Here is an 18,157-nt window from a genome sequence, read left to right as displayed (position 1 = left end):
TGTCGACTGGCAAGCCGTCTACCTGCGTAAACGTGTCTTCCGAGTCGGGCTGACAGGATTCGAACCTGCGACCCCTTGACCCCCAGTCAAGTGCGCTACCAAACTGCGCCACAGCCCGGCCACATCCGCTCTCGCGGGTGCTGGGCAAGACTAGCGCACCGGCCTCGTGGGGATCTAATCGGGGCGGCCGTCTTGTGGATCTTGCCGCGGACGTGGGGCGATCCCGGTCCCGTAAATGGGAATGGGTGTAGCCGTCCTCACATTGTCCAATGCCCGTCGAAAACGGTAGTGCGAGCCCAATTCAACAGAATTGCACATAGGGCCGAAGAGTGCCGTGAGATTTCGTCAACAACAGTTAACGGTATCGCGCTAGAGCCACACTGCGGGATGGAAAGTTGCTGGTAGAGCGCGGTTCCACGACCATTTGTTGCCTGTGGGTGAACCCCGGAACCAGCCGTGTGAACAGTGCGAGGTACCGCATTCAAAACGCCCGAAAAGGCAACGCGCAGCCATAGACTGACGCCGCCGACTAAAGGCCGTTCAGCACACCTGAGGACTCATGACCGAGCGTAGACGTGGTTCTGTTCGCGGCAGGCTGACCCAGATGCTGGCCGTCTCCCTGACCATCGTGCTCAGCCTGGTCGGCTACGCGATGACTGTCGAGGTGCGCGGCTACCGGGCGGTGACCGCGGCGGTCGAGTCGGTGCCGGTCGCGTTGGTCGACGACGGCACGCGTTTCGACCTCGGCGAGGTCCGGGAGGCACTCGACCTCACCGACGACGTCCCGATCGTCTCGCGCGACGCACGGTCGCGCGCATCGGTCAAGCAGGTGCTCGGCGCGGTCGTCGAGGTGGCCATCGGCAGGCGGGCGCGCGCCATTTAAGGTGGGGTGCGACGACAGGAGACCCGCCGTGCCGATCGCCGACTTGGGTGACCGCAAGCTGCACTACATCCGCCGCGGCCAGGGCGCTCCGCTGCTGCTGATCCAGGGCATGGCCGGGCACCACGCCATCTGGGGCGAGCCGTTCCTGTCGCTGCTCGAACAGGATTACGACGTGCTCGCGTTCGACCACCGAGGCATCGGCGAGAGCGACCGGGCCGACGAGCCGTTCACGGTGGCCGAGATGGCCGAGGACGCGGCGAAGCTGATGGCCGCCGTGGGCTGGGACGACGCGCACGTGCTGGGTATCTCGATGGGCGGCATGGTGGCCCAGGAACTCGCCGTGCGACACCCCGACCGGATCCGCACGCTCACCTTGGGCTGCACCTACGCCGGGCCGGGCGGTTCATTGACGGCGCCGGGCCCGCTGCGCATGGTCGAGGCGATGAACGCCGGCGATGTCAGCAAGATCCTGCGCGCGGGCTACGAGGCGAACCTGTCCCCCGCGTTCCGCGCCGACGAGTCCCGGTTCGCGCAGTTCACCGAGGTGTCGCTATCGGTGCGCGTCCCGTCGCCGGTGATCCTCATGCAGCTGCAGGCCGTGCTTCAACATGACGCGGTGGCGGGCCTGCGGAATCTCGACCTGCCGACGCTCGTCGTGCACGGGAGCGCGGATGAGATGATCCTGCCGGCGAACGGGCAGCACCTGGCGAGCCTGGTGCCCGACGCCCGCCTGGAGACGATGGACGGGGTCGGACACCTGTTCTGGTGGGAACAGCCCGAACGCAGCGCTGAGCTGGTCCGGGCGCACGCCCGCTGACTACTTGCGGGCTTTCTTCTCCCGCACGCGAACCGAGATCCGTACGGGGCTGCCGGTGAAGCCGAACGTCTCGCGGAACTTGCGCTCGACGAAGCGGCGGTAGCCCGCCTCGAGGAAGCCGCTGGTGAACAGCACGATTGTCGGCGGCCGGGTCGAGGCCTGGGTGGCGAAGAGGATCTTGGGCTGCTTGCCGCCACGCACCGGGGGCGGGGTGGCCGCGACCAGGTCGGACAGCCACGAGTTGAGCTGACCGGTCGAGACGCGCTGGTCCCACGAGTTCAACGCCGTCCGCAGCGCCGGGGCGAGCTTGCGAACCGAGCGGCCGGTCAGCGCCGAGACGTTGACCTTCTCCGCCCACGGCACCCGCACCAGACCGCGCTCAAGCTCACGAACCATCGCGTGGCGGCGGTCCTCATCGACCAAGTCCCACTTGTTGAAGGCCAGCACGCACGCGCGACCCGACTCGACGACCATCGTCAGCACCCGCAGGTCCTGCTCGGCGATCGGCTCGCTGGCGTCGAGGAGGACGATGGCGACCTCGGCGGACTCGATGGCCGCCTTGGTGCGCAGCGACGCGTAGTACTCGGTGCCGCTGGCGAAGTTGACCCGCTTGCGCAGGCCCGCGGTGTCCACGAAACGCCACGGTTCGCCGTCGAGTTCGACGATGGAGTCGACCGGGTCGACCGTGGTGCCCGCGACCGAGTCGACGACCGCGCGGTTCTCGCCGGTGAGCCGGTTGAGCAGGCTGGACTTGCCCACGTTGGGCTTGCCGACCAGCGCGACGCGGCGGGGGCCGCCCTGCACGCCGAAGGTGTCCTTGGGCGACTCGGGCAGCGCGGCGAGGATCGCGTCGAGCAGGTCGCCGGAGTTGCGTCCGTGCAGGGCGCTGACCGGGAACGGCTCGCCCAGGCCGAGCGACCACAGCGACGCCGTGTCGGCGATCAGCCGGTCGTCGTCGACCTTGTTGGCGACCAGGATGACCGGCACCTTCGCGCGACGCAGGACCTTGGACACGGCCTCGTCGGTCGCGGTGGCGCCGACCGTGGCGTCGACGACGACGACGACCGCGTCGGAGTGGGTCATCGCGTACTCGGCCTGCGCGGCGACCGCGCCCGCGAGACCGTCGGCGCTGGGCTCCCAGCCGCCGGTGTCGAGCACGGTGAACTTGCGGCCGTTCCACAGCGCGTCGTAGGCGACACGGTCGCGGGTGACGCCAGGGGTGTCCTGCACGACCGCCTCGCGACGGCCGAGGATGCGGTTGACCAGCGTGGACTTGCCCACGTTCGGGCGCCCGACGACGGCGAGCACCGGCTTCGGGGTGGCCTCGCCATCGTCATCGGCGAACTCGTCGCCGATCGAGTCCCATTCGGACTCGTCGGACCAGGTGCCATCGAGCTCTGTCATTGATTCCGCTTCCGCTGTTCGTCAAGTTCGTCAACCAGGCCGGCGAGCCGGACCCGGATCTGTTCGGTGGCCTCAAGGAGGCCGGTGCGCCCGCGTCCGACCGCCAGGTCGAACGGCTCGCCCACCATCATGTCGACCCTGGGGCGAAACCGCCGCCGGGCGCCTTCCGGCCGGTGTGTGCCGCGGGTCGCCACCGGCAGCACGGTCGCGCCGGTCGAGCGGACCAGCCAGGCCGCGCCCTGCTCGGCGACCGCGACGTTGCCCTCGCCTCGGGTTCCTTCGGGGAAGACGCCGACCAGGCCGCCGCCCTTGAGGACGTCGACCGCGGTCAGGAGCGGGGTCCGGTCGGGTTCGCCGCGCTTGACCGGGACCTGCCCGATCGCGCGAAGACCCCGTCCCGCGATGCCGCGGAACATCTCCTGCTTAACCAGGAACACCGAACGGCGCGGCAGCATTCCGAAGATGAGCTGCGGTTCGAGCATGGAGCTGTGGTTCGCGACCAGCACGACGGGTCCCGTGCGTGGGACCCGCTCGATTCCGTGCACGCGGATGCGGAACGCGGGGCGGAAACCCCAGCGTCCGATCATCCGGCCGACGTCGTGCAGCCAGGGCAGTGCCCCCGCGGGCAGCTCTGTGGTCATCGACCCGCCGGTTGCACGGATGTGCCGCTCAGGCCGCGGTCACGGACCAGATCGAGCAGGTGCGCGACCACGCCGTCGATGTCGAGTTCGGTGGTGTCGACCTCGACCGCGTCCTCGGCCTGCTTGAGCGGCGACGCCGCCCGGGTCGAGTCGAGCCGGTCGCGGCGCTCCACGTCGGCCTTGACCGCGTCGACGGTGGCCGTGCGGCCCTCGGCGCTGTCCTGCCGGGTGCGCCGCGCGGCGCGCGCGTCGGCGGACGCGGTGAGGTAGACCTTGAGCCCGGCGTCCGGCGAGACCACGGTGCCGATGTCGCGGCCCTCGACGACGATCCCGCCGAGGGTGGCCCGGACCTCGCTGATGATCTGCCGCTGCCGGGCGACCAGCAGCTCGCGCACCTTCGGCACCGCGGAGACCGCCGAGACGGCGAGGGTGACCTGCTGGCCGCGGATCTCGGTGGCGACGTCCTGGGAGCCCAGGTGGACGATGGCGCGGTTGGGGTCGGTGCCGACGTGCAGGTCGGTGGCCTCGGCGACGCGGCGGACCGCGGTCACGTCGGCCGGGTCGACGCCCGCGCGCAGCACGGCCAGCGTCACCGCCCGGTACATCGCCCCGGTGTCGAGGTAGCCCGCGCCGAGCGAGGCCGCCAGCCGACGCGCTACGGTGGATTTGCCGGTGCCCGAGGGTCCGTCCATCGCGACGACTCCACGAAGCTGACCCTGTCCCACCGCGGCATCCTCCTGCTGATTTGTCCCAGACCAGTGCTCTATTCTGCCTGGCCCCTCCGGCGGCCCGACGCCCGGGCGATGTCGGTGGGCCGCGATACCGTCGTGGCATGACCGAGATCACGGACAGCTCGACCGGGTGGGTGGCCAGGCACATCCAGCGCTACGTCGAGACCGACGGCGCCGACGGGTACCTGTTCAACGGCTATCCGACGCTGCTGTTGACCACGCGCGGACGCAAATCGGGTCAGTCGCGGCGCACCGCGCTGATCTTCGGCGAGTCCGACGGCCGGTATCTGCTGGTCGCTTCCAATGCCGGCGCGGTGAAGCACCCGGCCTGGTACCTCAACCTCACGGCCGACCCGGAGGTCACTGTGCAGATCCGCGGCGAGGTGTTCGCCGCCCGCGCGCGCACCGCGACTGCGGAGGAGAAGCCGGAGCTGTGGGCGGCGATGGTTGCGGTGTTCCCGACGTACGCCTCCTACCAGCGCAAGTCCCCGCGCGACATCCCCGTGGTCGTGCTGGAGCGGGTGTGATCAGCACTCGCGCGCTGAACCGGGCGACGCTGGCCCGGCAGTTACTCCTCGAACGCTCCGACCTCGGGGTCGTCGACGCGGTCGAGCACCTGGTCGGCCTGCAGGCGCAGACACCGCACACCTGGTACGTGGGTCTGTGGTCGCGGCTGCGCGACCTCACCCCGTCGCAGGTGTCGGACGCCTTGCAGTCGCGGGAGCTGGTGCGGATCGCGCTGATGCGCTCGACCATCCACCTGGTCAGCGCCGCCGACTGCGTGCGGCTGCGGCCCCTGCTGGCCGCGATGCTGACGAGCGCCACGAACGCGATCTACGGCAGACACCTCGTCGGGGTCGACCGGGACGAACTGCTGGCGGCGGGTCGCTCGGTGCTCGAGGAGCAGGCGATGACGTTCGGTGAGCTGGGCAAGGCGCTGACCCCGAAGTGGCCCGACCACGACCCGTCGGCGCTGGCCCAGGCCGTGCGGGCGGACGCGCCGCTGGTGCAGGTCACCCCGCGCGGGCTGTGGGGACGGTCAGGCAAGGCGGCGCACACCACGGCTTCGCACTGGCTCGGGGACTTGGAGGTCGAAGAGCTGACGCTCGCCGGCATGGTCCGGCGCTACCTGGGCGCGTTCGGCCCGGCGTCGGTGAAGGACGTGCAGACGTGGTCGGGGCTGACCAAACTGTCGGAGGTGGTGGAGGGGATGGAGCTGGTCACCTTTACCGACGAGAGCGGACGGGAATTGTTCGACTTACCGGACGCGCCGCGACCGGACGAGGACACGCCGGCGCCGGTGCGGTTCCTGTATGACTTCGACAACCTGCTGCTGTCGCACGCCGACCGGTCTCGGGTGATCACGCCGCGGGTCAAGGAGCAGAACTTTGACCCGCATGGGCCGATTCCCCGGTTGGTCCTCGTCGATGGGGTTACGGCGGGTGTGTGGACTACGGAGATCGGCAAGGAGCGGGCGGTGCTGAGGGTGCGGCCGTTCGACCCGTGGTCTGGTGCGGTGCGGGATGAGGCTGAGCAGGAGGGGGCGCGGTTGTTGGCGTTCCTGGCTGGGGAGGTCGAGGACCAGCGGGTGGAACTGAGCTGAGCGGCTCAGTCGCCGCGATCACCTGAGGCTCCGAACTGCCCGGCTTTGGTGGGGGTGCACCTTCGAGTGGTTGGGGACCTCGCCCTAGGCATCGGCGTGGGCCTCGCTTATGGCATCGGCGCGGCTCGACTAAAGCGTAGGCGTTGGCCTCGCCTACGGCGTCGGCGTGGTCGGCTTATGGCGTCGGCGCGGGTGCCAAGTGTGGGAATGTGTCGGGACCTGCGGGTGGAGATCGGCTGAGCTGCCTTCGGCGTCCCGAAGGCGGCTCAGCGTGGTGGTTCACCTGGCTGCGTAGACGCTTTCGACGAACTGGGCGATCTGGTCCTCCGACAGGTGCCTGCCCACGTCGGCCTCGCTGATCATCCCGACGAGGCGCTTGCCCTCGAGGACCGGGACGCGCCGGATTTGGTGGGACTGCATGGTGCGCAGCACCTGGCTGATGTCGGTGTCGACCATGACGCAGTGCGGGGCGCCGTTGGCGAGGTCGGCGGCCTTCATGTCGGCCGGGTTCTTCCCCTCGGCGCAACACCTCAGCACGATGTCGCGGTCGGTGATGATCCCGTGCAGCCGGTCGTCGTTGCCGCAGATCGGCAGCGAGCCGACGTCGAGATCGCGCATCATCCGCGCGGCCACGAGCAGGCTTTCGTCCTCGTTGATGCACTCGGCACCGGCATGCATGATGTCGCGAGCGGTAGTCATTCGCGGCTCCTTCCGCTGGGTGGTCACGACCCTCCCAGCGTGCCCCCACCACCGCCGCACGGCGACTCGATCACGCGCTGACCTCGCCGAATGCCGCCATCGCGGCGCGCAGCTGGTCGTCGCGCAGGTACGGTGCCGGGCCGAAGCGCAAGTGTTCGCCGCGACTGTCGGTGAGCACGCCGCGCTCGGCGAGGGCCCGCTGGCACTCGGCTGCGCGCGGTGTCCGGATGGCCAGGAAGCCGCCGAAGAGGGTACGCGGGGAACGGTCCCGGGTGGCCACCGACTCGGGCAGGCCGAGGTCGTCGAACGCGGTGGCGAGCAGGGTGGTCTGGCGCAGCGAGATGTCACGCAGCACCGGCGCCGTCAACCGCTGGTCGGCGAAGAAGTCGATCACCGCGGCGGCGCGGTAGTGGCTCGTCGGGTCGTAAGTGGAGCCGGCGAACCTGGTGGCGCCGGGGCCGTAGGTGACCCGGGTGGGGTCCTTCTCGTCGGCGAGCGCGTCGAACTCGGCGAACCAGCCGGTGATGACCGGGCGCAGCCGCTGGGCGTGCGCGGGCAACCGCAGGAAACAGTTGCCCTCCCCCAGTTGCAGGTACTTGTAGCCGCCGCCGACCACCCACGCGTCGGTCAGTCCCGCGTCTGGCAGCGACATCGGGACGACGCCGAGCGCGTGGTAGGCGTCCACGAGCAGTTCGACGCCGTGCCCGGCGCAGGTGAACGCCACACTGCCGAGGTCGGGGACGATGCGCGAGGTCTCGAACAGGACCGACGACACGAGCACGGCCGCCGTCGAGGAGTTCACCTCGGCGGCCAGCCGCTCGGCCAGGGTGTCGGCGGGCAGCGCGGGCACCTGCACGACCTCGATCCGCTCCTCGGCGAGCCGGGCGAGTTGGCGGCGCAGGGTGTGGAACTCGCCGTCGGTGGTGACCAGCCGTGGCCGGGAATCCATGTCCAGCGCGGAAAGGAAGCGCACCACGAGCTCATGGGTGTTCGACCCGAGCGCGATGTCGCCTGCCGGGTCGTCGAGCAGGACGCGGTACCAGTCGCGCAGCTTGTCGGCCTTGACGAACGCGCGCGACCACTTCTCGTCCACAGTGGACGCGGCGTCGTCGAACGCCTCGATCTGGCCCTCCAGCGCGACATCCGGCCACGCCTGGTGCGAGTGGCCGGTGAGCAGCAACCGGTCGGCGACGCGGAAACGGCTGTAGTGCGCGGCCAGATCGCTCACAGTTCGCTCCGCACGGCCCACAGGTCGGGAAACACCGGCTGGAAAAGGGTTTTGCGCAGGTAGGCCGCCCCGGGCGAGCCACCGGTTCCCGGCTTGTCGCCGATGGTGCGCTCGACCATCTTCACGTGCCGGTAGCGCCACTCCTGCAGGCCCTCGTCGAGGTCGACGAGGTGTTCGGCCACTGTGGACGGACCGGAGTCGTCGGCGTAGACCTGCAGCAGCACCTTCTGCAGTCCCGGCGAGGGCTCCACCGGCTTGCGTACGTCGCGTTCGAGCAGGTCGACCGGGACGGCGTAGCCGTGGGAATGCAGGTAGGCCAGGAACGAGTCGAACACCGACGGCCGCGACATCGCGCCCTCGATCTGGGCCCGCTGCGCACCGCCCCGCGGGTAGTGGGCGAACGCGCGCTCGTCGCGCCTGCCGAGCACCGCCTCCAACTCGCGGAACTGCGCGGATTGGAAGCCGCTGGACGCGTCGAGGCGGGTCCGGAAGCTGGTGAACTGGCGCGGCGTCATCGTCTCCAGGACGTCGATCTGCGCGACGATGACCTTGAAGATGGTCAGCACCCGGCGCAGCACCCGCACCGCGTGCGGGGTGTGCCCGGACACCAGGACGCGCTGCAGTTCGTCGAGTTCGTGCAGCAGCTGCTTGAACCACAGCTCGTAGACCTGGTGGATGACGATGAACAGCATCTCGTCGTGCTCGTCGGAGCGCGGCCGCTGCGCCCCCAGCACCTCGTCGAGCGCCAGGTACGAGGTGTAGGTAAGGGATGCGGTTGTGTCTGCGGACTGGTCGGTCACGGCGTCATCACTCCGTCGAAGTGGCGCTGCGCTTGGGGCGCGAGCGCCGGGTAGGCGTGGTGGAACAGCGTCACGGCCGCGGCCCGGCAGGGCGGCGGCGCGACGAGATCGGCGGGCAGCTCGGGGTCGAGCAGCGCGAACTGGCGGTAGGTGTGCATCAGTCGGACCCGCAGCGCGAACGCCGAGCGCGGATCGTCGGCATTAGCGTGGCTGAACTCGGCGACGAACGACTCGTAGCGGGCCGCGAGGGCGTCGAGGTCCCAGACCCGGGGCACGAAGGCCGCGAAGTCGGGCACCTGGGCGGGCTCGCCGACCATCACCCCAGCATGCGCGCTCACGTCGAGCTGGTCGAGCAGGGCGGCCACCTCGGCGGTGCGGTCGCGCGGGGCGAGCCAGGTGCCGTCCTGCACGGAGCCGAAGCCGAGGAACCGCAGCCGAGCCACCAGGCGGGCGCGGGAGACGCGCTGCGACTCCGGGATCGTGTGCCACAGGATCGTCCACGGGCCCGGCGCCGACTCGCGGCCAAGACCGAAGATGCGCCGGTCGCCCTCAGCGAGCACGGCGGCGGCGCGCGGGGTGACCGTGTAGAAGACCATCCGGCCGTCTTTGACCCGTTCGAGCAGGTCACGGCGGACCAGCCTGGTCAGGGCCACCCGGGCCGCGCCCTCGGTGAAACCGAATTCACCCAGCAGGGCGACGAGCCCGCCGGACCACACGGCGGTGCCCTCGCGGGGGCCGACGTGCGCTCCGAGAATGGTCAGGACGAGGTCCTGCGGCGCGGGTTCGAACACAGTCCGGAGCATAGTTGACACCTCAGCTGGGTCAACCGTAGGGTTTTTCGTAGGACGTGACCGCGGCCACAAGGATGTGACGCTGGTGAAGGTCGGTATCGGGCTCCCCAACACCGTTCCGGGATGTGACGGCGCGACGCTCGTCGAGTGGGCCCGGCGGGCCGACGGCGGGCCGTTCTCCACGCTCGCCGTGCTCGACCGGGTGCGCTACGACAGCGTCGAGCCGTTCGCGGCGCTGTCCGCGGCCGCGGCGGTGACCAGTCGGATCGGGCTGGCGACGATGATCGCGATCGGGCCGCTGCGCGGTCCGGCGATGCTCGCCAAGCAGGCGGTGTCGGTCGACGCGCTGTCCGGCGGGCGCTTCACGCTCGGCCTCGCGGTAGGCGCGCGACTCGACGACTACGACGCGGCCGGGGTGGACCACCGCACCCGCGGCGCCGCGCTGTCGACTCAACTCGCGTACTTGCGCGGCGAGTTCGACTCGACGGGCATCGGGCCGGTAGTTCCGTTCGGGGCCAAGGGAATCGAGTTGCTCGTCGGCGGCACGAGCGGCGCCGCGCTGGCCCGGATGGCCCGCTACGGCGACGGCTACGCCCACGGCGGCGGACCGCCGCGGGCGTTCGGCTCAGCGGCGACGAAAGCCCGTGCCGCCTGGCGCGATCTCGGCCGTCCAGGCGCTCCTGCCTTGTGGGGTCAGGGATACATCGCGCTGGGCGACGCCGAGCGCGGCCGCGACTACCTGCGCGACTACTACGCCTTCACCGGTCCGTTCGCCGAGAAGATCGCCGCGGGCGCGCTGACGAGTGTCCGAGAGGTCAAGGACTACGTGCGCGGGTACGCCGACGAGGGCTGCGACGAGCTGATCCTGTTCCCCACCGTGGCCGACCTCGACGACCTGGACCGCCTGGCCGAGGCGCTGTCATGAAGGTCGCCATCGTCGGCGCCGGACCGGCGGGCCTCTACCTGGCGATCCTGCTGCGCAAGGCCGGGCACGACGTGTCGGTGCTGGAACGCAACGCGCCGGACGCGACCTTCGGCTGGGGCGTGGTGTTCTCCGAGGAAACACTCGGCGCACTGCGCGACGCGGACCCGGTGACCCACCTGGAGATCACCGACTCGTTCGCCCGTTGGTCCACTGTGGACATCCGGTATCAGGGCAAGCTGCTGCGCTCGCGTGGACACACGTTCTCCGCGATCGCCCGCAAGCACCTGCTGTCGATCCTGCAGCGCCGGGCCGCGGAACTCGGTGCGGACCTGCGATTCGGCGTCGAGGTGGATGAGCTGCCCGAGGCGGATCTCGTGGTGGCCGCGGACGGCGCGAACAGCCGGGTGCGCACCCGGGATTTTCGCGCGTCGGTGAAGCCACAGGGGTGCAAGTACGTCTGGTTCGGTACGGACCTGGTGCTCGACTCGTTCACGTTCTCCTTCAAGGAGACCGAGTTCGGCCTGTTCCAGGCGCACGCGTACCCGTTCGACGAGAACACGAGCACGTGGATCGTCGAGTGCGCCGAGCCGGTGTGGCGCCGGGCCGGGCTGGACACGATGAGCGAAGCGGACAGCATCGCGTTCTGCGAGAAGCTCTTCGCCGACGATCTCGGCGGGCACCGGCTGATGTCGAACCGGTCGCTGTGGCTGGACTTCCCGCTTGTCCGCTGCACGAGCTGGCACCGCGGCAATGTGGTGCTCCTCGGCGACGCCGCGCACACCGCGCACTTCTCCATCGGCTCGGGCACGAAGCTGGCGATGGAGGACGCGATCGCGCTGGCCACCGCGCTGGCCCGACACAGTGACCTCGGCGCGGCGCTGACCGAGTACGAACTGGACCGCCAGCCGATGGTGGAGCGGTTCCAGCAGGCGGCGGGCGAGAGCGCGGCGTACTTCGGCCGGACCGCCACCTATACCGGGTTCGAGCCGGTCCAGTTCGCGTTCAACCTGCTGACCCGCAGCGGCCGGGTCTCGCACACGAACCTCGCGCAGCGCGACCCCGACCTGATCCGGGTGCTCGACGCCTGGTTCGCCTCGGGGGCGTCGATGGTCCCCGGCGCGGTCGCCCCTCCCCCGCTGTTCGCACCGCTGCGCCTGGGTGCCGCGACGCTGCCGAATCGGCTGGTCGCCGAGGACGACTCGGTGCGCGCGGCCCGGGCAGGGGCCGGACTCGTCTTGGCCGGTCCCATCGCGGTGTCGCCCGAGGGCCGGATCTGCCCCGACACGCCCTTGACGTCGACCGCGAACGTCGACGAGCTGCACGAGGCAGGCGCCTTGGTGGGTCTGCGGTTGACCCACGCGGGGGCCCGCGGTGCGACGCGACCGCCTGCGCACGGGCTCGACATCCCGCTGCCCGCCGACCGGGCGTGGCCGCTGCTGGCCGCGTCCGCGGTGCCGTTCGGGCCGTTCGCGCAGACGCCGAAAGCCATGGACGCCGAGGATCTCGACACTGTCCGGCAGGCGTTCGCCGACGGGGCGACTCGGGCGGCCGACGCTGGTATCGACGTGCTGGAACTGGACATGGCCGACGGTCACCTGCTGGCGGGTTTCCTGTCGCCGCTGACGAACCGGCGCGACGACGAGTGGGGTGGGGAGCACCGGTGGGCGTATCCGCTCTCGGTGCTCGACGCGGTGCGTGCGGTGTGGCCGCGGCTGCTCTCGGTGCGGTTGACCGTGACCGACTGGGCGCCGCGCGGACTCGGGCTGCCGGAGGGAATCCGGCTGGCCAAGGCCGTGCACGAGCATGGGGCGGACCTGATCCACGTGCGGGCCGGGCAGAGCGTGGCCGAGGCGCGGCCGGAGTTCCGGCGCGGCTACCTGACGACGCTCTCGGACCAGGTGCGCAATCAGGCGGGCGTGCCGACTCTGGTGGGCGGATACTTGACCACACCGGACGAGGTGAACACGATCGTCGCCGCCGGTCGCGCCGACCTGTGCGTGCTCGCACCGGAACCGTCACCGATCGAGGCGGTGGTGTTGTCATGACCCAGTTCGCCGACCTCAGCTCACCGCAGGTCGCGGATGTCCTTGCGGGCGACCGGACTCCGGTGTTGCTGCTGCCGGTGGGCGCGATCGAGCCGCACGGACCGCACGCTCCACTGTCGACGGACCCGATCATCTCGGCCGGGATGTGCTCACGCGCGGCTGAGCGGCTCGCCGATGACCCCGCTGTGCGGGTGCTGATCCTGCCTGCCTTGCCCTACGGGGTCACGCACTACGGCGAGGCGTTTCCCGGTGCGGTCGGCATCAGCGCGGAGACGCTGCACGCGATCGTGGTCGATGTGTGCACTTCCCTTGCGCGGCAAGGTTTCACCAAGGTCGTCCTGGTGAACAACCACTTCGAGCCCGAGCACGTGACGGCGCTGACCTGGGCGGTCGACTCGTTGGCCGAGCACGGTATCCGAACTGGATACCTGCATCTGCTACGGCGCCGCAATGTCGAGCGGCTCACCGAGGAGTTCCAGTCCGGTTCCTGCCACGCGGGTCGCTACGAGACTTCGCTGGTGCTCGCCGACCAGCCCGCACTGGTCGACGCGTCGGTGATGCGCGGGTTGCCCCCGCTCATCGTCGACATGCCCAAAGCCATGCGCGAGGGTCGAACCGACTTCATGGCGATGGGGATGGACCAGGCGTACTGCGGATCGCCCGCCGAGGCGACCGCCGAGGAAGGACAGTCCACTTTCGACACCCTGACCGAGCTGCTGATCGACGTCATCCGCGACCTGGCCGATCAGGAATGAGAGGACACCGAGGTGTTGCGCTACGAGGACATCCCCGACCGGCTCAACCTGGCGACGTACTTTCTCGACCGCAACCTGGCCGAGGGGCGGGGTGAGCGCACCGCCCTGCTCGGACCCACGGGTCCCACGACCTACGCTGAACTGGCATCGCTGACCAACCGCGTCGGCAACGTCCTGCACGACCTCGGCGTTCGAGCCGGGCAGCGGGTGCTGCTGGCGCTCTGTGACGGCGTCGAGTTCGTCGCCACCTGGTACGCCGCGCAGAAGATCGGGGCGATCACCGCCGAGGTCTACACATTCTTGCCCGCCAAGGACTACGCGTACTTCCTGGACTACACCGACGCCGCCGTCGTGGTCGTCGACCTGACCACTCTCGACCGGGTCCGCGAGGCCGGGACCGCCGGCCGCAAGGTGCTGGTGATCGGCGAGACCTCGTTGCGGGACAACGAGTACGACTTCGCCTCGCTGGTCGGGGAAGCGTCGCCCCGGCTGGACTCCGCGCCCACGCACCGCGACGACGTGGCATTGTGGAAGTTCACCACCGGGAGCACGGGAGCGCCGAAAGCCTGCGTGCACACCAATCGCTCGCCCGTTCTCAGCCACGACTGGTACGCCCGTGGGGTGCTCGACCTCGGGCCGGACGACATCGTGCTGCCGGTGCCCAAGCTGTTCTTCGGCTACGCCCGCGATCTCGCCGCGCTCTACCCGTTCGGCGTTGGTGGCGCTGGGATCGTGTTCGGCGAGCGCACGACGCCGGAGCGGATCTTCGAGCTGATCGCGAAGTACCGGCCGACGATCCTGGTGAACGTGCCCACGATGATGAGCGCGATGGTCGCGCATCCGGCCGCCGCTTCGCAGGATCTGAGCTGCCTGCGGCTGTGCACGTCGGCGGGTGAGGCGCTGCCGCCGGAGCTGCACCGCAAGTGGGACAAGGCGTTCGGTGTCGAGGTGGTCGATGGGATCGGGTCGTCGGAGGCGTACCACATCTACATCTCCAACCGGCCGGGCGCGGCTCGGACCGGCAGCGTCGGCACGCTGGTCCCGGGGTATCGGGCGCGGATCGTCGACTTCGACGGGGTTGAGGCGCCGGAGGGCGAGACGGGAACGCTGGAGATCATCGGCGCGACGGCGGCGGTCGGGTACTACGGCGACCCGGACAAGTCGGCGCAAACGTTTCCGGGCGGCGACACCGTTCACACGGGAGACTTGTTCAGCCGCGACGCCGACGGCGCGTTCCACTATCAGGGGCGTGCGGACGACCTGTTGAAGGTCAGCGGCATCTGGGTGGCGCCGAGTGAGATCGAGCACTGCCTGATCGGCCACCCGGACGTCATCGAGTGCGCCGTGGCGGGCCACGAGACCGAGGGACTGGTCCGGCCGTACGCGTTCGTCGTGTCGCGAGTGGACATTGATGCCGAGGATCTGCGCGCGTATGTGCGGGAGCGTTTGTCCCCGCACAAGACCCCGGAGCGGATCGTGTTCGTCGACGCGCTTCCCCGGACCACCAACGGGAAGCTCGACCGGCGGGCGCTGCGCGGGTTGGATGTGGCGCGGTGAGCAGGATTGTGGTGGTGACCGGCGGAACCCGGGGCATCGGGGCCGCGGTGGCGGCGCGGTTCCGGGCCGCGGGCGACGAGGTGGTCGCTGTGGGGCGCGCTGAGTGCGATGTCACCGATGAGGATGCCGTGGCGTCGTTTTTCGCGGGCCTGGGGCCGGTCGATGTCTTGGTGAACAACGCGGGCATCTCGACCAGCGCGCCGCTGGCCCGGACCCGGCTGGCCGACTGGGAGGCACAGTTGGCGGTCAACGCCACTGGCGCGTTCCTGTGCACGCGGGCGGTCCTGCCGGGAATGTCCGAACGGGACAGTGGGCGGATCGTGACGGTCGCCTCGGTCGCCGGCCGTGTTGGGTTCCGTTACACGTCAGGGTATACGGCCTCGAAACATGCCGCGGTCGGCTTGATGCGGGCGGTCGCGGCAGAGGTCGCGGGGACCGGGGTGACGTCGAACGCCGTGTGTCCGGGGTACGTGCGGACGGACATGACGGACCAGACCGTGCGGCGGATCGAGGAGCGGACCGGGCGGGACGGCGAGGCGGCGCTGGCCGCGATGTCGCCGCTGGGTCGGTTGTTGGAACCGGACGAGGTCGCGTTCGCCGTGGCGTTCCTGGCCGCGCCCGAGGCCGGGGCGGTCAATGGGCAAACGCTTGTACTTGATGGAGGAGGGGTTCAGTGAGTCCTTTCAGGGCTTCGCCTGGTTTTACCGAGAAGTGGGAGCACTTCGGCTTCGACGTCACCGACGGCGTGGCCACGGTGACGCTCAACCGACCGGAGAAGCTCAACGCGCTGACCTTCGATGTCTACGCCGACCTACGGGATCTCTTGGCCGAGCTCCCCCACCGCGGCGACGCCCGGGTGTTGGTCCTGCGCGGCGAGGGCCGCGGGTTCTGCTCGGGCGGCGACGTCGAGGAGATCATCGGCGAGCTGCGGCGGATGGAACCGGCGCAGCTGTTGGAGTTCACCCGCATGACCGGCGCGGTGGTGAAGGCGCTGCGAGAATGCCCGCTGCCGGTCATCGCGGCGATCAATGGCATCGCCGCGGGCGCGGGCTCGGTGATCGCCCTCGCCAGCGACTTCCGCCTGATGGCCCGGTCGGCGGCGTTCGCGTTCCTGTTCACCAAGGTCGGCTTGGCGGGCGCGGACATGGGTTCGGCCTACCTGCTCCCCCGCCTGGTGGGCCTTGGCCGGGCGACGGAACTGCTGATCCTCGGCGACAAAGTCGACGCCGATCGGGCCGACCGCATCGGCCTGGCCACCCAGGTCGTCGACGACGAAGACCTGCCTGCCACCGCCACCGCTCTGGCCCGCCGGCTCGCCGACGGCCCGGCCCTGGCGTATTCCACGACGAAGGTGCTGCTCACCCGGGAGTTGGACATGGACCTGGGCAGCGCCATCGAACTGGAGGCGATCACCCAGGCCCTCTTGATGAAGAGCTCCGACCACGCCGAGTTCTACGCCGCGTGGTCGGCGGGCCGCCGCCCGGTCTGGACCGGCCGATGACCCCGCACGAGATCGTGACCGCCCCCGGCCTGGCCGCCCCAGTCGGCTTCGCCCACGCCGTCATCGCCACCCCGGGTCGCTCCGCGTACCTGGGCGGCCAAACCGCCCAAGACGCGGACGGGACCATCGTCGGCACCACCATGGCGGACCAATTCGATGTCGCCGCGGGAAATGTCGTGGCGGCCCTCGCGGCGGCAGGTGGCTCCCCCGGCCACTTGGTGTCGCTGGTGATCTACGTGACCGGCGTGTCCGCGTACAAGGCGGCGTTGCCGGAGCTGGGCCCGTTGTGGCGCAAGCACTTCGGCCGCCACTACCCCGCCGTCGCCCTCCTCGGCGTCACCGAACTCTTCGACGCCGAAGCAATGATCGAACTGATCGGTACCGCGGTGATCCCCGATGAATGACCCGCAAAGTTATCCACAGCCCCCCGCAAACCAAGATCCTTTGTCACCCCCCACCGATAGACTGGCCAAGGGCCGTCCCCCCGGGGAAGGGCGGGGGCTGTCTGGTGGGCTGCGCGATGACGAAGAACAAGAAGAGCAGGCCGGCGGGGAAGTGGCCGGCGCACCCTCCGACCGACCGCGCGACGGAGAAGGACAAGAACGGACCGGCCTACCGCTGCCCCGCGACGACGGGCAAGCAAAACGGGCTGGTGGGGCGGAGTTGGCCGCGTACACCGAGAAAATGGCAGCGGGGCCGCTCCTGGAGATTGCCAAGCAAGGCGTGCCCGGGCGGATCAACCGACCGCTGCTCGCCGCCCTGGCGGAGCATGGGTTGCTCGGGCGGATCTTCCAGCGGGGCGAGCGCGGGTATGTGCCGACCTCCGCGATGGACCTCTGCATCATCCGTGAGGCTCTCGCGCGCCATTGCACGGAGGCTGAGACGGCGTTCGCGCTCCAGGGGCTTGGCGCGTATCCGATTCTGCTCGCCGGGACACCCGAGGTGGTCGAGGCGTGGATTCCGCGGATCGCCGCGGGCGAGGCCGCCGTGGGGTTCGCGCTGACCGAGCCGGACGCCGGGTCCGATGCGGCGTCGTTGGCGTTGCGGGCCAGCGTGGACGGCGATGACTTCGTGCTCGACGGGGAGAAGACCTACATCTCGCACGCGCCGGAAGCCGAGGTGTACTCGGTGTTCGCCCGCACCACCGACGGCGCGGGCGCCCGCGGCATCACCGCCTTCGCGGTCGCGCGGGACACCCCTGGTCTCACGGGTGAACACATCGACCTGTTGGCGCCGCACCCGATCGGGCGGTTGCGGTTCGACGGTGTGCACGTTCCCCGCTCGCACGTCCTCGGCGACGTCGATGGCGGCTGGGGCGTCGCGATGCGCACCCTCGACATGTTCCGGCCCAGCGTCGGCGCGTTCGCGGTCGGCATGGCGCAGGCCGCGCTGGACGCGGCGGTGGCGCATGCGGCGCAGCGGCAGGCGTTCGGGCGGTCGCTGTCCTCGTTCCAAGGGGTGTCGCACCAGCTCGCCGATGTGGCGACCCGGCTGCGGGCCGCGCGGCTGTTGGTCCACGACGCGGCCGCCGCTTACGACGCTGAGCCGGGGACGACCGGGCACCTGTCCGCGATGGCCAAGCTGTTCGCCACCGAGACCGCGCAGGTGGCCGTCGACCTCGCCATCCAGGTGCACGGCGCCCGCGCGCTCGAACGGGGGCACCTGCTCGAACACCTCTACCGGGAAGTGCGGGCGCCCCGCATCTACGAGGGCGCGTCCGAGATCCAGCGGGAGATCATCGCGCGCAGCTTGTTCAAGAGTGTCGGTGCCCGCTGAG

General features: G+C 70.1%; 19 protein-coding genes and 1 tRNA gene. 12 read left to right on the top strand and 8 right to left on the bottom strand.

All coding sequences use genetic code 11. From position 1 onward, the window contains the following. Positions 1–44: 44 nt before the first annotated feature. Positions 45–118: transfer RNA gene (locus ACUZ2Y_RS00245), tRNA-Pro, on the bottom strand. A 441-nt stretch (positions 119–559) separates the two neighbouring features. On the opposite strand from ACUZ2Y_RS00245, the gene ACUZ2Y_RS00240 reads away from it, so the two are divergent. Further along, positions 560–883 (top strand): hypothetical protein, encoded by a 324-nt coding sequence (locus ACUZ2Y_RS00240; RefSeq protein WP_476325690.1) that lies wholly within the window; start codon positions 560–562, stop codon positions 881–883. Between the two features lie 28 nt (positions 884–911). Further along, entirely contained in the window at positions 912–1,700 is a 789-nt protein-coding gene (locus tag ACUZ2Y_RS00235; protein WP_476325688.1) for an alpha/beta fold hydrolase, read from the top strand. On the opposite strand, the gene der is transcribed toward ACUZ2Y_RS00235, so the two are convergent. The 3 genes from der to cmk are packed head-to-tail and all read right to left on the bottom strand — an operon-like array spanning position 1,701 to position 4,437. Beyond that, positions 1,701–3,104, bottom strand: coding sequence for a ribosome biogenesis GTPase Der (gene der, locus ACUZ2Y_RS00230; protein WP_476325686.1), 1,404 nt, complete (start codon positions 3,102–3,104; stop codon positions 1,701–1,703). Next, positions 3,101–3,745, bottom strand: coding sequence for a lysophospholipid acyltransferase family protein (locus ACUZ2Y_RS00225; RefSeq protein WP_476325684.1), 645 nt, complete (start codon positions 3,743–3,745; stop codon positions 3,101–3,103). The genes der and ACUZ2Y_RS00225 overlap by 4 nt, the downstream gene beginning before the upstream one ends. Then, on the bottom strand, positions 3,742–4,437 hold the full coding sequence (gene cmk, locus ACUZ2Y_RS00220; protein WP_476325682.1) for a (d)CMP kinase: 696 nt from the start codon (positions 4,435–4,437) through the stop codon (positions 3,742–3,744). Before cmk ends, ACUZ2Y_RS00225 begins: the two co-directional genes overlap by 4 nt. A 140-nt stretch (positions 4,438–4,577) precedes the next feature. Here cmk and ACUZ2Y_RS00215 point away from each other — a divergent pair, with 140 nt between their 5' ends. Further along, the gene (locus ACUZ2Y_RS00215; protein WP_476325680.1) at positions 4,578–5,003 is read left to right on the top strand and encodes a nitroreductase family deazaflavin-dependent oxidoreductase; all 426 of its coding nucleotides are present in this window, start codon (positions 4,578–4,580) and stop codon (positions 5,001–5,003) included. Further along, positions 5,000–6,079: a winged helix DNA-binding domain-containing protein gene (locus ACUZ2Y_RS00210; protein WP_476325678.1), complete on the top strand. Its 1,080-nt coding sequence runs from the start codon at positions 5,000–5,002 to the stop codon at positions 6,077–6,079. Before ACUZ2Y_RS00215 ends, ACUZ2Y_RS00210 begins: the two co-directional genes overlap by 4 nt. A gap of 279 nt (positions 6,080–6,358) precedes the next feature. Here ACUZ2Y_RS00210 and ACUZ2Y_RS00205 read toward each other — a convergent pair whose 3' ends face one another. From ACUZ2Y_RS00205 to ACUZ2Y_RS00190, 4 genes are all read right to left on the bottom strand, one after another. Next, a complete protein-coding gene (locus ACUZ2Y_RS00205; protein WP_476325676.1) occupies positions 6,359–6,778 on the bottom strand; it encodes a CBS domain-containing protein in 420 nt (139 codons plus the stop codon). 70 nt (positions 6,779–6,848) lie between these two features. Then, entirely contained in the window at positions 6,849–8,006 is a 1,158-nt protein-coding gene (locus tag ACUZ2Y_RS00200; RefSeq protein ID WP_476325674.1) for a kynureninase, read from the bottom strand. Continuing rightward, positions 8,003–8,806 carry a tryptophan 2,3-dioxygenase gene (locus tag ACUZ2Y_RS00195; protein ID WP_476325672.1) on the bottom strand — a complete coding sequence of 268 codons (804 nt, stop codon included), beginning with the start codon at positions 8,804–8,806 and terminating at the stop codon, positions 8,003–8,005. Before ACUZ2Y_RS00195 ends, ACUZ2Y_RS00200 begins: the two co-directional genes overlap by 4 nt. After that, entirely contained in the window at positions 8,803–9,609 is an 807-nt protein-coding gene (locus ACUZ2Y_RS00190) for a PaaX family transcriptional regulator (protein WP_476325670.1), read from the bottom strand. The genes ACUZ2Y_RS00195 and ACUZ2Y_RS00190 overlap by 4 nt, the downstream gene beginning before the upstream one ends. 73 nt (positions 9,610–9,682) lie before the next feature. Here ACUZ2Y_RS00190 and ACUZ2Y_RS00185 point away from each other — a divergent pair, with 73 nt between their 5' ends. The 8 genes from ACUZ2Y_RS00185 to ACUZ2Y_RS00150 all read left to right on the top strand — a co-directional run bounded on the left by ACUZ2Y_RS00185 (position 9,683) and on the right by ACUZ2Y_RS00150 (position 18,156). Then, positions 9,683–10,522, top strand: a complete 840-nt coding sequence (locus tag ACUZ2Y_RS00185) for an LLM class flavin-dependent oxidoreductase (protein WP_476325668.1) — start codon at positions 9,683–9,685, stop codon at positions 10,520–10,522. After that, positions 10,519–12,567, top strand: a complete 2,049-nt coding sequence (locus ACUZ2Y_RS00180) for an oxidoreductase (RefSeq protein WP_476325666.1) — start codon at positions 10,519–10,521, stop codon at positions 12,565–12,567. Before ACUZ2Y_RS00185 ends, ACUZ2Y_RS00180 begins: the two co-directional genes overlap by 4 nt. Next, on the top strand, positions 12,564–13,322 hold the full coding sequence (locus ACUZ2Y_RS00175; protein WP_476325664.1) for a creatininase family protein: 759 nt from the start codon (positions 12,564–12,566) through the stop codon (positions 13,320–13,322). Before ACUZ2Y_RS00180 ends, ACUZ2Y_RS00175 begins: the two co-directional genes overlap by 4 nt. 30 nt (positions 13,323–13,352) lie before the next feature. After that, entirely contained in the window at positions 13,353–14,879 is a 1,527-nt protein-coding gene (locus ACUZ2Y_RS00170) for a benzoate-CoA ligase family protein (protein WP_476331478.1), read from the top strand. Next, the gene (locus ACUZ2Y_RS00165; protein WP_476325662.1) at positions 14,876–15,556 is read left to right on the top strand and encodes an SDR family NAD(P)-dependent oxidoreductase; all 681 of its coding nucleotides are present in this window, start codon (positions 14,876–14,878) and stop codon (positions 15,554–15,556) included. The genes ACUZ2Y_RS00170 and ACUZ2Y_RS00165 overlap by 4 nt, the downstream gene beginning before the upstream one ends. Then, complete coding sequence (locus tag ACUZ2Y_RS00160; protein ID WP_476325660.1) at positions 15,553–16,380, top strand: enoyl-CoA hydratase family protein; 828 nt, start codon at positions 15,553–15,555, stop codon at positions 16,378–16,380. Before ACUZ2Y_RS00165 ends, ACUZ2Y_RS00160 begins: the two co-directional genes overlap by 4 nt. Beyond that, a complete protein-coding gene (locus ACUZ2Y_RS00155; RefSeq protein WP_476325658.1) occupies positions 16,377–16,784 on the top strand; it encodes a RidA family protein in 408 nt (135 codons plus the stop codon). The genes ACUZ2Y_RS00160 and ACUZ2Y_RS00155 overlap by 4 nt, the downstream gene beginning before the upstream one ends. Positions 16,785–17,064: 280 nt before the next feature. Then, entirely contained in the window at positions 17,065–18,156 is a 1,092-nt protein-coding gene (locus tag ACUZ2Y_RS00150; protein WP_476325656.1) for an acyl-CoA dehydrogenase family protein, read from the top strand. Position 18,157 lies beyond the last annotated feature (1 nt).

This window comes from Actinokineospora sp. UV203 (assembly GCF_056323665.1).
The sequence above is the reverse complement of the archived record's forward strand: the minus strand, read 5'-3'. Positions and strand labels throughout refer to the sequence as shown.

Coding starts and splice junctions, on each gene's coding strand:
- ACUZ2Y_RS00240 (WP_476325690.1), top strand. CDS start 560: ATGACCGAGCGTAGACGTGGTTCTGTTCGCGGCAGGCTGACCCAGATG.
- der (WP_476325686.1), bottom strand. CDS start 3,104: ATGACAGAGCTCGATGGCACCTGGTCCGACGAGTCCGAATGGGACTCG.
- ACUZ2Y_RS00225 (WP_476325684.1), bottom strand. CDS start 3,745: ATGACCACAGAGCTGCCCGCGGGGGCACTGCCCTGGCTGCACGACGTC.
- cmk (WP_476325682.1), bottom strand. CDS start 4,437: ATGGACGGACCCTCGGGCACCGGCAAATCCACCGTAGCGCGTCGGCTG.
- ACUZ2Y_RS00215 (WP_476325680.1), top strand. CDS start 4,578: ATGACCGAGATCACGGACAGCTCGACCGGGTGGGTGGCCAGGCACATC.
- ACUZ2Y_RS00205 (WP_476325676.1), bottom strand. CDS start 6,778: ATGACTACCGCTCGCGACATCATGCATGCCGGTGCCGAGTGCATCAAC.
- ACUZ2Y_RS00190 (WP_476325670.1), bottom strand. CDS start 9,609: ATGCTCCGGACTGTGTTCGAACCCGCGCCGCAGGACCTCGTCCTGACC.
- ACUZ2Y_RS00180 (WP_476325666.1), top strand. CDS start 10,519: ATGAAGGTCGCCATCGTCGGCGCCGGACCGGCGGGCCTCTACCTGGCG.
- ACUZ2Y_RS00175 (WP_476325664.1), top strand. CDS start 12,564: ATGACCCAGTTCGCCGACCTCAGCTCACCGCAGGTCGCGGATGTCCTT.
- ACUZ2Y_RS00155 (WP_476325658.1), top strand. CDS start 16,377: ATGACCCCGCACGAGATCGTGACCGCCCCCGGCCTGGCCGCCCCAGTC.
- ACUZ2Y_RS00150 (WP_476325656.1), top strand. CDS start 17,065: ATGGCAGCGGGGCCGCTCCTGGAGATTGCCAAGCAAGGCGTGCCCGGG.